Origin of the sequence: Serratia sp. 506_PEND, from assembly GCF_001076875.1 — a bacterium.
Lineage (GTDB): Bacteria > Pseudomonadota > Gammaproteobacteria > Enterobacterales > Enterobacteriaceae > Serratia > Serratia marcescens.
This window is the reverse complement of record NZ_JVEL01000416.1, coordinates 1-12,130: the sequence shown is the minus strand read 5'-3', so window position 1 is coordinate 12,130 and position 12,130 is coordinate 1. Positions and strand designations below refer to the sequence as shown.

Sequence of the window (12,130 nt, the reverse complement as noted above, 5' to 3'; positions counted from 1 at the left end):
CTGGGCTTTGGCCCATTCCCCGGCTCGGTGTTCCACGGCCAGTACCCGAACGCGCTGTACGGCGTGACCACCGAAGACGCGATGAACAGCCTGGATCGCTTGTTTAAAGCGGATATCGATCCCAAGCAGGTGGCGGCCATTGTGCTGGAGCCGGTGCAGGGCGAGGGCGGTTTCAACGTGGCGCCGGCCGATTTCATGCAGGCGCTGCGCGCGCTGTGCGACCAGCACGGCATCCTGCTGATCGCCGACGAAGTGCAGACCGGCTTCGCCCGTACCGGCAAGCTGTTCGCCATGGAGCACTACAGCGTTAAGCCCGATTTGATCACCATGGCGAAAAGCCTGGCGGGCGGCATGCCGCTGTCGGCGGTGGCGGGCCGCGCCGAGGTGATGGACGCGCCGGCGCCGGGCGGGCTGGGCGGCACCTATGCCGGTAACCCGCTGGCGGTGGCCGCCGCGCACGCGGTGCTGGACGTGATTGAAGAAGAGCAGCTGTGCCAGCGCGCTCAGCGCTTGGGGCAGCACCTGGTGGAAGTGCTCCAGCAGGCGCGCAAAACCAGCCCGGCGATCGCCGATGTGCGCGCGCAGGGATCGATGGTGGCGGTGGAGTTCAACGATCCGGCTACCGGCAAGCCTTCGGCGGAGATCACCCGTCAGGTGCAGCAGAAGGCGATGGAGGAAGGGCTGCTGCTGCTGAGCTGCGGCGTGAACGGCAACGTGATCCGCTTCCTCTACCCGCTGACCATTCCGGACGATCAGTTCACCAAGGCGATGGGCATCCTGTCCCGCGCGCTGGCCCACTAAGGAGCGAACGGCATGAAATTGAACAATCCCGAGCTGTTGCGCAGCCAGTGTCTGATCAACGGCGAATGGTGCGATGCCCTGAGCGGCAAGCGCGAAGCGGTGATCAACCCGGCCACCGGCGCCGAGCTGGCCAGCATTCCGCTGGTCAGCGAAGAGGAAACCCAGCAGGCGATCGCGGCGGCGCAGCGGGCGCAAAACGACTGGAAACAGCTGACCGCCAAGCAGCGTTCTGCGCTGCTGTTGGCCTGGGCCGACCAGGTGCTGGCCGCGCAGGAAGATCTGGCGCAGCTGATGACCGCCGAGCAGGGCAAATCGCTGGCGGAAGCGCGCGGCGAAGTGGCCTACGCCGCGTCGTTCATCACCTGGTTCGCCGAAGAGGCCAAGCGGGTGGACGGCGCGGTATTGCAGGCGCCGCAGGCTTCGCAGCGCCTGGTGGTGGTGAAGCAGCCGATCGGCGTGTGCGCGGCCATCACCCCGTGGAATTTCCCGGCGGCGATGATCACCCGCAAGGTGGCGCCGGCGCTGGCGGCCGGTTGCGCCATCATCGTCAAACCGGCCGAGCAAACGCCGCTGACCGCGCTGGCGCTGGCCAAGCTGGCGCAGGACGCCGGTATTCCCGCCGGCGTCCTGCAAGTGGTGACTGGCGAAGCGGCGCAGGTGGGCAAGGTGCTGTGCGACAGCCCGGTGGTGCGCAAGCTGAGCTTTACCGGTTCGACCGAGGTCGGCCGCATCCTGATGGCGCAGTGCGCGCCGAGCATCAAGAAACTGTCGCTGGAGCTGGGCGGTAACGCGCCGGTCATCGTGTTCGACGACGCCAATCTGGACGCGGCGGTGGCGGGCATCATGGCCTCCAAGTTCCGCAACAGCGGCCAGACCTGCGTGTGCGCCAACCGCATCTACGTGCAGGACGGCATCTACGAGCGGCTGGCGGAGAAACTGGTGGCGGCGGTCGAGCAGTTGAAAGTCGGCGACGGCAGCCAGGAAGGCACCACCCAGGGGCCGCTGATCGACAGCGATGCGGTAGCGAAGGTGCAGAGCCATATCGACGACGCGCTGATCAAAGGGGCGCAGATCGCCACCGGCGGCCAGCCGCACGCGCTGGGCGGCACCTTCTTCCAGCCGACGGTAGTGACCGGCGTGACGCAGAAGATGCGCTTCGCCAAAGAAGAGACCTTCGGGCCGGTGGCGCCGCTGTTCCGCTTCCATGACGAGGCGGAAGCCATCGCCATGGCCAACGACACCGAATTCGGCCTGGCCGCCTACCTGTTCACGCAGAACGCCGCGCGCCAGTGGCGGGTGCCGGAAGCGCTGGAGTACGGCATGGTCGGCATCAACACCGGACTGATTTCCAACGAAGTGGCGCCGTTCGGCGGCGTGAAACAGTCAGGGCTCGGGCGTGAAGGATCGCGCTACGGGATAGAAGAATATCTGGAGCTGAAATACCTGTGTATCGATGTGAGCCGTTGAGCGTCAGGACGTTAACCCATCCCGGCGGCCAGCGTCGCCGGGCGATAAAGGATGATGCATGTCTGATAATATCTCTGTTTCTCCGGCGCTTGCCGCCGGGGTGCGAGCACCTGCACCCGCCAAATCGTTAAGTTTCCTCGAAGGGGTGGCGATGATCGTCGGCACCAACATCGGCGCCGGGGTGCTCTCCATCGCCTACGCCTCCAGCAAGGCCGGTTTTCTGCCGCTGCTGTTTTGGCTGGTGCTGGTGGGGAGCCTGACCACCATCACCATGCTGTACGTTGCCGAATCTACGTTGCGCACCCGCGCGCATCTGCAACTGAGCGGGCTGGCGAAGCGCTACGTCGGCGGACTTGGCGCCTGGCTGATGTTCGCTTCGGTGTGCGTCAACAGCGTCGGGGCGCTTACCGCCTACATGACCGGCAGCGGCAAGCTGCTGCAATCGCTGTTCGGCATCTCGCCGGCGCTGGGCAGCCTGCTGTTCTTCGTGCCCGCCGCCGGCGTGCTGTACCTCGGTTTGAAAGCGATCGGCCGCGGCGAGAAGTTCATCAGCATCGGCATGGTGGTGATGTTGACCGCGCTGGTGGCGGCGACGCTGCTGAAAGACACCACCCAGATGCGCAACCTGCTGGACGGCGACTGGCGCTATATGGTGCCGGTGTTCAACGTGGTGGTGTTCTGCTTCTCGGCGCAGTACATCGTGCCGGAGATGGCGCGCGGCTTCGCCGACAAGCCGGAACAACTGCCGAAGGCGATCATCGTCGGCATGGTCGTGACCTTCATTTTGCTGGCGGCGGTGCCGATGTCGGTGATTGCGCTCAGCGGGCTGGATGACATCTCCGATGTGGCCACCATTTCCTGGGGCCAGGCGCTGGGGCAGTGGGCGTTCTTCTCCGCCAACATCTTCGCGCTGTGCGCGATGCTGACCTCGTACTGGGGGTTGGGCGGCAGTTTTCTGACCAATATTTTCGACAAGTTTAGGCTGGGCAATGACGAGCTGCCGCTGCGCCGTTTCGGCGTGCTGCTGCTGGTGGTGGTACCGCCGTTCGTGCTGGCTTACAGCGGGCTGGTGTCGTTCGTCAACGCGCTCTACTTCGCCGGGGTGTTCAGCGGGGTGATCCTGTCGATCATGCCGATGCTGATCTTGCGCGGCGCGCGCAAACACGGTGACCAGACCCCGCGCTGGCAGTGCAACTGGATCACGCACCCGCTGCTGCAGGTCAGCATTGTGTTGCTGTACCTGGCCAGCGCGGTGTACGCCATCGCTTCATTGTTAGGCTATCTGCCCTCTGGATGGTGATTTGCCTTCCCTCAAGCAGTGATGTTGTTTCTCGGCATTGAGAACGGCGGCGTCGTGGCCGCCGATTTTTTTCCTCAGTCGCGCCGTTTTTCCGACAACGCCAGCCAGGCCTGCACCGACGGGCGCTGCCACTGCTTGTGCGCATAGTGGCGCACGCGCTCCGGCACCGGATCGCCGTGCATCACCAGCCGGTTGAGCATCAGCGCCAGATCGGTGTCGGCGATGCACCACTCCCTGAACAGATTGTCCTGCCCGTGGCTCAGCAGTTTTTCCACGGCGGCGATCAGCTTGCGCGCGGCCTCCTGCGCGGCTTCGGACAGCGGCGGGAACTTGCCGTTGTTGAACACCACTTCGGTCGAACGCTCGGCGCGGATCGGCAGCAGATCGCTGCGCAGCCAGGCCTGGATCTCGCGCGCCTTGGCGCGCAGCTTCACGTCGCGCGGATACACGGCGTGGGCCGGGTGGATGTCTTCCAGGTATTCGGCGATCGCCGAAGACTCTGAGAGCTGGAATTCGCCGATCGCCAGCGTCGGCACCCGGCGGGTGAGCGACAGCGCCGCGTAGGCCGCCTCTTTGTTCTCTTCTTTCGCCAGATCCACCGGCTTCACGGTGAACGGAATGCCTTTTTCCGTCAGCACGACAAAGGCGGACATGGCGTACGGGCTGAAAAATTCACTGTCGGTATAAAGCTCGGTGATCGGTTGAGACATCGGCGGTTCCTCGGGGTTAAGGGGGGAACATTCATCATTGTTGAGAGGAGGCTAAAAATCAATCTGTTAGCCTAAAAGTTCTTGGGCGGCGCGGTTTACGGCGCCGTGAGTTCCTTCAGGATGATGTGATATATTTGTTGCCAACACGTGAATTGAGCCGTATTGGGTAACATGAAGACGCAGTGGATAGAACGGGTGAAAGTGGGATGCGCGCGCCTATGGCCGCACCCGCTGGCGGTGGGCAAACGAGAGATGCTGATTTCCAGCGTCGGCGCCGGTTTGGGGCTGATGCTCGCCGGCTGGATCAGCCACTTTATTTTGGGCGAGGTGAACCTGTGGTTTATCGCGCCGATGGGCGCTTCGGCGGTGCTGCTGTTCGGCGTGCCCAACAGCCCGTTGGCGCAGCCCTGGTCGATCGTCGGCGGCAATGCGCTGGCGGCGACGGTGGGCGTCAGCGCCGTTCTGCTGATCCCCGATCCCGGCCTAGCCTGCGGCGCGGCGGCGGCGGTGGCCATCGGCCTGATGTTCAAGCTGCGCTGCCTGCATCCACCCGGCGGCGCGGTGGCGCTGACCGCCATCCTCGGCGGCCCCGGCATTCACCAGATGGGCTACCACTTCGNGTTGTACCCGGTGCTGCTGAACTCGGTGCTGCTGGCGGCGCTGGCCATTCTGTTCAATAACCTGGCCGGGCGGCGCTACCCGCACGCGCTGGCGCCGGCGGAGGCCAAGCCGGCCAATCTGCCGATCGATGCCGTTTCCATTACCCGCGCCGATCTGCACGAGGCGCTGATGGAGGGAGATCTGTTCGATATCGACGAGGACGATCTGCAGGAGATCCTGCTGCGCGCCGAGCAGCTGGCGCATCAGCGGCAAAGCAAGATTGCCTGATCAGCCCAGCGTTTTACGGTAAAATACCACCCGTTCCGTTTCTGCAAAGCCCAGCGCCGCATGCAGGCGTTGGGAGTCCAGATTGGCGATATCGGTATCCGACGCCAGCTCGCTGCACCCCTGTTGCTTCGCCCACTCCTGCACCTGCGCGATCAGGCGGGCCGCCCAGCCCTGGCGGCGGGCGCGTTCGGCGGTATAAATCCCTTCCAAAAACGCCACCGGCGACGATTCGCAGCCGTTGACGTAATCGTGGCGCAGAGCGACCTCGGCAAAGCCAACGAAAGCGCCGTCCAGCCCCCGCGCCATAAACGCGGTGTGGTGCGGCGAAGCCAATATTTCGCGCATCTCCGCGCGGTGCTCTTCCAACGGGCAGGTGGGCCACAGCGCCGAGCGCAGCGCCAGCCAGGCGTCGAGGTTGTCGTGGTCGCAGTTGACGATCATGCAGGGGCCTTATCTGATGGCAGAGAAGTGATGGGGAATAATATCACGTTGCATCGTCAGTGAGCGGCCGGACATGCCGGCACGCGTGATTGGCGCATCCTGGATTTATCGCCACAGATGGCGACCACACCGTCAACGTCATCGAAAGACGGGGATCGTGCCTAAAGCCGTCCGTCGCTCGCCGGCCTCTTTAAGTCTGCGCCCCAGTTCGGCGATGCGGCGTTCACCGGCTTCCAACGCGGGTGCTGAGGTATGCACCGAATAGGCGCCGAGGTGCAGCGGGTGCGGGTGAGGCACGGCTGAGCCGAGAACGAATACGGCATCTTCATTGCCGGATGCTTCAAGTGCAATGGGCATTTCCCCCGGTTCGAAGACCACCATTTCGCCCACGTCGACAGGAGCGCCGGCGCTGAGACGGCCTTTGGCCAGTGCGAGCCAGCCGACAGAATGATGCGCTGGCGGCCGATAAGTCCAGCGTTCGCCCGGTTTGAGTGTGACGAGCAAGTAATTGATGCCTTCCTGCGCGGGCACCGGGCTTTGCACGCCTTCATGGTTGCCAATGATGACATGCGCCGGCCCGATTTGGCGCATGTTCTGGGCTTCGATATAACGGCTTTCCTGTTCACCGTTTTCCAGTTCGGCGGGCAAGGCCAACCAGAGCTGGAATCCCTGGATGCGCGGCGTATCCGTGGCGGACAATTCCTTGCCGTGCCACATGCCGCCGCCCGCCCGCGCCCATTCCACCGCGCCATAGCCGAGCGTACCGACAGCGCCGCCGGCGGGATCTTCGTAGTGAAAAGCGCCTTCGAGCGGTACGGTCACGGTGGCTATGCCTGAATGCGGATGCAGCGGCATGTTGGCCAGCATTGCCATGGTGCGCTGATCCGCATCGAACAGATCGAGGAATACGAAGGGTTTAAGCACCTGACCCAGATCGGAAGGGCTCATCAGCCGGGTGATCGGGCCGTGGCTTTGGCCTCGGGTGCGTTGTGTAATACGCCGCGGGTTGGGCGCGAGTGGCGAGGTCAACGTGGTGTTCATGATTGAATCTCCAGTTTACAAATCCGGCGCGAACGAATTCCGGGGTACGCGGCACAGCCATAGGATTGAGCGGTATTGCATCGCCGGTGGCCAGCCCAAAAAAGGGACTGGCCGCGATCCTGTTATCGTTGTGCCGAACAGGCTCGATTAAGCGGTCAGGCCGTCAATCTGAGCCGCCGCCGCATCGATGGCGACAGTGCGGTTTTCCGGGCTGAGTGCCAGTCCCTCTGCTCGAACGAAGGTGATGTCCGTAATGCCAAGGAAGCCAAAGAAACTGCGCAGATAGGTTTCCTGATGGTCCAGGAAGGCCAGTGGCGTGCCTTCGCCGTACAGGCCACCGCGGGTGGAAGCAACGATAACGCGTTTCCCCTTGGCGAGGCCTTCAGCGCCGTTTTCCGTATAGCGGAAAGTTCTGCCTGGCACTGCAAGTCGGTCAAGCCAGGCGCGCAGCTGAGTCGGCAACGTAAAGTTATACATAGGCGCACCGACGATAATGACATCGGCGGCAAGGAAGTCGTCGACGAGTTTGGCGTTGCGGGCAACGGCCTGTTTGACGTGCTCGTCTTGCGGCTCCACGCCTTGCAGAGCCAGAAATTCGGCGCTGGAAAGGTGGTTAATCGGGTCGGCGGCGAGATCGGTGTGGATGATCCTGGCGTCTGGCTTAGCTGCAGACAGCTGTTTGGCGATCGCCGCCGTGAGCTGGCGGCTAACCGACTGTTCGTTGAGAATGCTGGAGTCGATATGAAGCAGTGTCATGATGAAATCCTTAGGTATAAAATGGTAACCAGGGATAACAATATAACCATGTCCTAAAATGGCAGACAATAAGGCACATTAGGAGAACCCGGTATCATGAATGTGACTGATCAACCTCGAGATTTAAGACATGCCGACTGCCAAAAGATCAGCCAGGTATTGGCGCGCGTTGGTGAGAAGTGGAGTGTCCTGATCATTATGCTCTTGGCGAACGGGCCACGCCGATTCACTGAAATAAAGCGTACAATCAATGGAATATCTCAGCGGATGCTGACGCTGTGCCTGCGCAATATGGAACGAGATGGGTTAGTCAAGCGGACAGTTATTGCCGTCATGCCGCCGCACGTCGAATATGAATTGACGCCGCTCGGTTGCTCATTGACCGTACCCGTCATCGCGCTGGGAACCTGGGCGAATGAACATATTGCCGATATTGATGCGGCGAGAACCGCATTCGACGCGCAAAATAGCGAGGCCGGTGAGGATGTTAATTCACGCTAGAGGCGGCAGGGGGGCGAATGAAATTTGCGTTCTGTTGCAAAAGAGGCGAATGCCTGGTTGCGCCGCAGAAAAAACTAAGGGGCTACGCTGTTAACGTAACCCCTTGATAATTTGGTGGCCCCTGTTGGGTTTGAACCAACGACCAAGCGATTATGAGTCGCCTGCTCTAACCACTGAGCTAAGGGGCCAAGCCGCGAGATTATAGGGAATCCTTAAGCATCGGTCTACTGTTACCCGCCCGTATGTTGCTTTTCTGCGCAGTTCTAGCCTGTTGTAATTGCTGGCGGATTTTGCGATAACCGCAGTAAATCCCTGCAATGGACTCACGACACTCATGGAACTTCTGGTGCCCAATCTGCGGGTGGTGTTTTGCGGCATCAACCCCGGCCTTTCTTCCGCCCATCAGGGCTACCCTTTCGCCAACGGCAGCAATCGCTTCTGGAAGGTGATCCATCAGGCCGGCTTTACCGAGCGCCAGCTGGCGCCGGAGCAGTGGCAGCAGTTGAAGGACAACGGCTGCGGCATTACCGCGCTGGTGGCGCGCCCGACGGTGGCGGCCAGCGAGCTGTCGCGCGACGAGTTGCGCAGCGGCGGTGAGGCGCTGCAAGAGAAGATCCTGCGCTACCAGCCGCGCGCGCTGGCGATTTTAGGCAAACAGGCATTCACCACCGCCTTCGGGGTGAAAAACGCGCCCTGGGGCAAGCAGGCGATGATGCTGGGGCAAACCGAGGTGTGGGTATTGCCCAACCCCAGCGGATTGAACCGCGCCACGCTGGAGCAGCTTACCGCCAGCTATCACGAGCTGTTCCTGGCGCTGCAATGACATAAGGGAGTATGCGATGACATCGATGATGAAAGGCTGTGTGATGGCGCTGCTGTTGGTGACCGGCGCTGCGCAGGCGGGGCATTCGCCACAGGAGGCGCGCAACAAGCAGAACGTGCTGGAGTTTTATCGGCAGGGGCTGAACAACAAGGATTTTGCGGCGGCGCGACCGTTTTTAGGCGAACAGTACAAACAGCATAACCCCAATGCCCAAGACGGCGTGGCGGGTTTTCGTCAATTTGTCGAGCTGCTGAAAACGCGTTACCCCAACTCGCACAGCGAGATTAAACAGGCGTTCGTCGACGGTGACTATGTGATTTTGCATGTGGAAGTCAGCGGGCGCGAGGCCGGCAAGACGGCGGCGATCGTCGATATCTTCCGTCTGGACAGCGCCGGAAAAATCGTCGAGCACTGGGACGTGACGCAGCCGGTGCCGGAGAAGACCGCCAGCGGCAACGGCATGTTCTGAGGCATAAAAAAACCCCGGCAGGCCGGGGTTTTTGTTTTGAGTGCAACCGCCGGACTTAGTCGTCCAGGAAGCTGCGCAGCACTTCGGAGCGGCTTGGGTGACGCAGCTTGCGCAGCGCCTTGGCTTCGATCTGACGAATACGCTCACGGGTAACGTCAAACTGCTTGCCAACCTCTTCCAGCGTGTGGTCGGTGTTCATGTCGATGCCGAAACGCATGCGCAGCACTTTCGCTTCGCGCGCGGTCAGGCCGGCCAGCACGTCGTGGGTGGCGGAACGCAGGCTTTCCGAAGTCGCGGAATCCAGCGGCAGCTCGAGGGTGGTATCCTCGATGAAGTCGCCCAGATGCGAATCTTCGTCGTCGCCGATCGGCGTTTCCATCGAGATTGGCTCTTTGGCGATCTTCAGCACTTTGCGGATCTTGTCTTCCGGCATCAGCATGCGCTCGGCCAGCTCTTCCGGCGTCGGCTCGCGGCCCATCTCTTGCAGCATCTGGCGCGAAATACGGTTGAGCTTGTTGATGGTCTCAATCATATGCACCGGAATACGGATGGTGCGCGCCTGGTCGGCGATGGAGCGGGTGATAGCCTGACGGATCCACCAGGTGGCGTACGTCGAGAACTTGTAGCCGCGGCGGTATTCGAACTTGTCTACCGCTTTCATCAGGCCGATGTTGCCTTCCTGGATCAGATCCAGGAACTGCAGGCCGCGGTTGGTGTATTTCTTGGCGATGGAAATAACCAGACGCAGGTTGGCCTCAACCATCTCTTTCTTCGCGCGGCGGGCTTTCGCTTCACCGATCGACATGCGACGGTTGATGTCTTTGACCTGCTCGATGGTCAGGCCGGTCTCTTCTTCGATCTGACGCAGTTTCTGCAGGCTGCGCTGCACGTCTTCAGCAACGTCTTTCAGCTTTTCCGACCATGGCTTGGCCATCGCCAGCGCGGCTTCAAACCAGGAATCGCTGGTTTCGTTGCCGGCGAACAGGGTGACGAAGTTTTTCTTCGGCATTTTGCACTGTTCAACGCACAGCTTCATGATGATGCGTTCCTGGGTGCGAACGCGGTCCATCATGGTGCGCATGCTGTTGACCAGGAAGTCGAACTGTTTCGGCACCAGGCGGAACTGCTTGAACACTTCAGACAGCTTCAGGATCTCGTCCGCGGCGCTGGCGTGGCTGCGGCCGTTTTTCTTGATCACCAGACGCGTCGCTTCATACTGATCGCGCAACTCGGCGAACTTCTGACGCGCCAGCTCAGGATCGATGCTGTTATCGTCTTCGGTGTCGTCGTCTTCGTCGTCTTCATCTTCTTCGTCGTCGTCTTGCTCTTCGCTCGACAGTTCAGAACCGATGTGGGTCGCGGTGGGGGCGATGTCCTCTTCCGCGTTAGGATCGACGAAGCCGGTGATCAGATCGGACAGGCGCGCTTCACCCGCTTCGACGCGATCGTACTGCTCAAGCAGGTAGGTGATGGCTTCCGGGTATTCGGCAACCGAGCACTGTACCTGGTTGATGCCGTCTTCGATGCGCTTGGCGATGTCGATTTCGCCTTCGCGCGTCAGCAGTTCGACGGTGCCCATTTCGCGCATGTACATGCGCACCGGGTCGGTGGTGCGGCCGATTTCGGATTCCACGCTGGACAGAACCTGTGCGGCGGCTTCTTCCGCATCTTCGTCCGTGCTGTTCGAGTTTTCGGCGAGCAGCAGGTCATCGGCGTCCGGTGCTTCTTCCATCACCTGGATGCCCATGTCGTTAATCATCTGGATGATGTCTTCGATCTGATCGGAGTCGACGATATCTTCCGGCAGATGGTCATTGACCTCAGCATAGGTCAGATAGCCTTGCTCCTTACCACGGGTGACAAGTAGCTTCAGCTGTGACTGCGGGTTTTGCTCCATAAGACGGTATCCACACTTCAGAGTATTTAGGTTGGTGTCGGTCGGCGAAACCGCCAACAATAGCATTTGGGGCGTTTTCGTTATCGCCGCGGCCCACTATGGCGGCACTGTGCAGGGCTCTGCCCTCGCAATTATCGGCACTTAAGCCGTTTGGTATTCAGTTTTTCTTCGCTAAAACCTGGTTGAGAGAACGGACTTCTTCACGTTCCTCCGCGCTCAGACCGCGCGTTCTGGCCTGGGCGATCAGCGTTTCCAGCCGTTGCTCGAGCACCGAGTCGTACAGGCTGGCCAACGTATCTAAAAAGGTCTGTTCGACCATGTCCTCAACGATCATATGGTTCCATGTCGCCAAGGTTTCAAGCTGCTGGCTGAATTTGTTGTCGCGATACAGCTCCAGCAATTGCCCGGTCGTCAGGCCCGGCTGCGCCAAACAGGTCTGCACCAGTTCGACGAACAGCGGCAATCCCGCCTGTTTGGTCTGCTCCAACCCTTCCAGCGAAGGGATAAGTGTAGCCAACTGCGGATTTTGCACCAGTAACCCTATCAGTATACGCATGGTTGTGCGTTTTAGCTGGGGCGCCTGATAAGGATTCGCATTTTCAGCCTGCTTGGGCATCAGCTTGTCGAGCTGGCTGTCGTCCAGCAGCCCCAGCTTGTTGCCGAGCTCCTGGCGCAGGTACAAGCGCAACGTTTCGCCCGGCACCTGAGTAATCAGCGGCAGCGCCAGCGTGCTCAGCTTGGCGCGTCCGTCCGGGCTGCTCAGATCCACCTGCGGCAGCAGGCTTTCGAACAGGAACGTGGACAGCGGCTGCGCCAGCTCCATTCGTTGTTCGAAGGCTTCTTTGCCTTCCTTGCGCACCAGCGTGTCCGGGTCTTCGCCGTCGGGCAAAAACATGAACCGCAGCTGGCGCCCGTCATTCAGGTATGGCAGCGCGGTTTCCAGCGCCCGCCAGGCCGCTTCGCGGCCGGCGCGGTCGCCGTCGTAACAGCAGACGACGTTGTCGGTGGCGCGGAACAACAGCTGAATGTGTTCCGC

General features: G+C 61.1%; 13 protein-coding genes and 1 tRNA gene. 7 read left to right on the top strand and 7 right to left on the bottom strand.

The annotated features are described in order from the left end of the window. From ADK28_RS15605 to ADK28_RS15595, 3 genes are all read left to right on the top strand, one after another. Positions 1 to 801 (top strand): aminotransferase class III-fold pyridoxal phosphate-dependent enzyme (locus tag ADK28_RS15605; RefSeq protein WP_048796042.1); only part of this gene is annotated, 801 nt, incomplete at its 5' end. Between the two features lie 12 nt (positions 802 to 813). Continuing rightward, on the top strand, positions 814 to 2,268 hold the full coding sequence (locus ADK28_RS15600; protein ID WP_033639323.1) for an NAD-dependent succinate-semialdehyde dehydrogenase: 1,455 nt from the start codon (positions 814 to 816) through the stop codon (positions 2,266 to 2,268). A 58-nt stretch (positions 2,269 to 2,326) separates the two neighbouring features. Further along, positions 2,327 to 3,568 (top strand): aromatic amino acid transport family protein, encoded by a 1,242-nt coding sequence (locus tag ADK28_RS15595; RefSeq protein WP_033639324.1) that lies wholly within the window; start codon positions 2,327 to 2,329, stop codon positions 3,566 to 3,568. A 74-nt stretch (positions 3,569 to 3,642) separates the two neighbouring features. On the opposite strand, the gene yfcF is transcribed toward ADK28_RS15595, so the two are convergent. Beyond that, positions 3,643 to 4,278: a glutathione transferase gene (gene yfcF / locus ADK28_RS15590; RefSeq protein WP_048796041.1), complete on the bottom strand. Its 636-nt coding sequence runs from the start codon at positions 4,276 to 4,278 to the stop codon at positions 3,643 to 3,645. A gap of 171 nt (positions 4,279 to 4,449) precedes the next feature. Here yfcF and ADK28_RS15585 point away from each other — a divergent pair, with 171 nt between their 5' ends. Further along, complete coding sequence (locus tag ADK28_RS15585) at positions 4,450 to 5,166, top strand: HPP family protein (protein WP_048796040.1); 717 nt, start codon at positions 4,450 to 4,452, stop codon at positions 5,164 to 5,166. Here the strand turns inward: ADK28_RS15585 and aac(6') are convergent, their stop codons facing one another. The 3 genes from aac(6') to ADK28_RS15570 form a co-directional block, all read right to left on the bottom strand. Continuing rightward, complete coding sequence (gene aac(6') / locus ADK28_RS15580; RefSeq protein WP_033639326.1) at positions 5,167 to 5,607, bottom strand: aminoglycoside 6'-N-acetyltransferase; 441 nt, start codon at positions 5,605 to 5,607, stop codon at positions 5,167 to 5,169. A gap of 138 nt (positions 5,608 to 5,745) precedes the next feature. Then, positions 5,746 to 6,648, bottom strand: coding sequence for a pirin family protein (locus tag ADK28_RS15575; RefSeq protein WP_048796039.1), 903 nt, complete (start codon positions 6,646 to 6,648; stop codon positions 5,746 to 5,748). A gap of 147 nt (positions 6,649 to 6,795) precedes the next feature. After that, positions 6,796 to 7,404, bottom strand: coding sequence for an FMN-dependent NADH-azoreductase (locus tag ADK28_RS15570; protein ID WP_033639328.1), 609 nt, complete (start codon positions 7,402 to 7,404; stop codon positions 6,796 to 6,798). A gap of 96 nt (positions 7,405 to 7,500) precedes the next feature. On the opposite strand from ADK28_RS15570, the gene ADK28_RS15565 reads away from it, so the two are divergent. Then, a complete protein-coding gene (locus tag ADK28_RS15565) occupies positions 7,501 to 7,905 on the top strand; it encodes a winged helix-turn-helix transcriptional regulator (RefSeq protein ID WP_016930161.1) in 405 nt (134 codons plus the stop codon). Positions 7,906 to 8,017: 112 nt separating this feature from the next. Here ADK28_RS15565 and ADK28_RS15560 read toward each other — a convergent pair. Further along, positions 8,018 to 8,093, bottom strand: a tRNA-Ile gene (locus tag ADK28_RS15560). Between the two features lie 146 nt (positions 8,094 to 8,239). On the opposite strand from ADK28_RS15560, the gene mug reads away from it, so the two are divergent. Together mug and ADK28_RS15550 are read left to right on the top strand one after the other, a co-directional pair. Further along, positions 8,240 to 8,728, top strand: coding sequence for a G/U mismatch-specific DNA glycosylase (gene mug, locus ADK28_RS15555; protein WP_048796038.1), 489 nt, complete (start codon positions 8,240 to 8,242; stop codon positions 8,726 to 8,728). A 16-nt stretch (positions 8,729 to 8,744) separates the two neighbouring features. Further along, positions 8,745 to 9,197, top strand: coding sequence for a nuclear transport factor 2 family protein (locus ADK28_RS15550; protein WP_080286907.1), 453 nt, complete (start codon positions 8,745 to 8,747; stop codon positions 9,195 to 9,197). A 55-nt stretch (positions 9,198 to 9,252) separates the two neighbouring features. On the opposite strand, the gene rpoD is transcribed toward ADK28_RS15550, so the two are convergent. Further along, positions 9,253 to 11,094 carry an RNA polymerase sigma factor RpoD gene (gene rpoD / locus ADK28_RS15545; protein WP_004937194.1) on the bottom strand — a complete coding sequence of 614 codons (1,842 nt, stop codon included), beginning with the start codon at positions 11,092 to 11,094 and terminating at the stop codon, positions 9,253 to 9,255. A gap of 157 nt (positions 11,095 to 11,251) precedes the next feature. Further along, positions 11,252 to 12,130 (bottom strand): DNA primase (locus tag ADK28_RS15540; protein ID WP_048796037.1); only part of this gene is annotated, 879 nt, incomplete at its 5' end.

Bases quoted from the DNA above. Each gene is read 5' to 3' on its own strand.
- ADK28_RS15600 (WP_033639323.1), top strand. From the start codon at position 814: ATGAAATTGAACAATCCCGAGCTGTTGCGCAGCCAGTGTCTGATCAAC.
- ADK28_RS15595 (WP_033639324.1), top strand. From the start codon at position 2,327: ATGTCTGATAATATCTCTGTTTCTCCGGCGCTTGCCGCCGGGGTGCGA.
- yfcF (WP_048796041.1), bottom strand. From the start codon at position 4,278: ATGTCTCAACCGATCACCGAGCTTTATACCGACAGTGAATTTTTCAGC.
- ADK28_RS15575 (WP_048796039.1), bottom strand. From the start codon at position 6,648: ATGAACACCACGTTGACCTCGCCACTCGCGCCCAACCCGCGGCGTATT.
- ADK28_RS15570 (WP_033639328.1), bottom strand. From the start codon at position 7,404: ATGACACTGCTTCATATCGACTCCAGCATTCTCAACGAACAGTCGGTT.
- ADK28_RS15565 (WP_016930161.1), top strand. From the start codon at position 7,501: ATGAATGTGACTGATCAACCTCGAGATTTAAGACATGCCGACTGCCAA.
- mug (WP_048796038.1), top strand. From the start codon at position 8,240: ATGGAACTTCTGGTGCCCAATCTGCGGGTGGTGTTTTGCGGCATCAAC.
- ADK28_RS15550 (WP_080286907.1), top strand. From the start codon at position 8,745: ATGACATCGATGATGAAAGGCTGTGTGATGGCGCTGCTGTTGGTGACC.
- rpoD (WP_004937194.1), bottom strand. From the start codon at position 11,094: ATGGAGCAAAACCCGCAGTCACAGCTGAAGCTACTTGTCACCCGTGGT.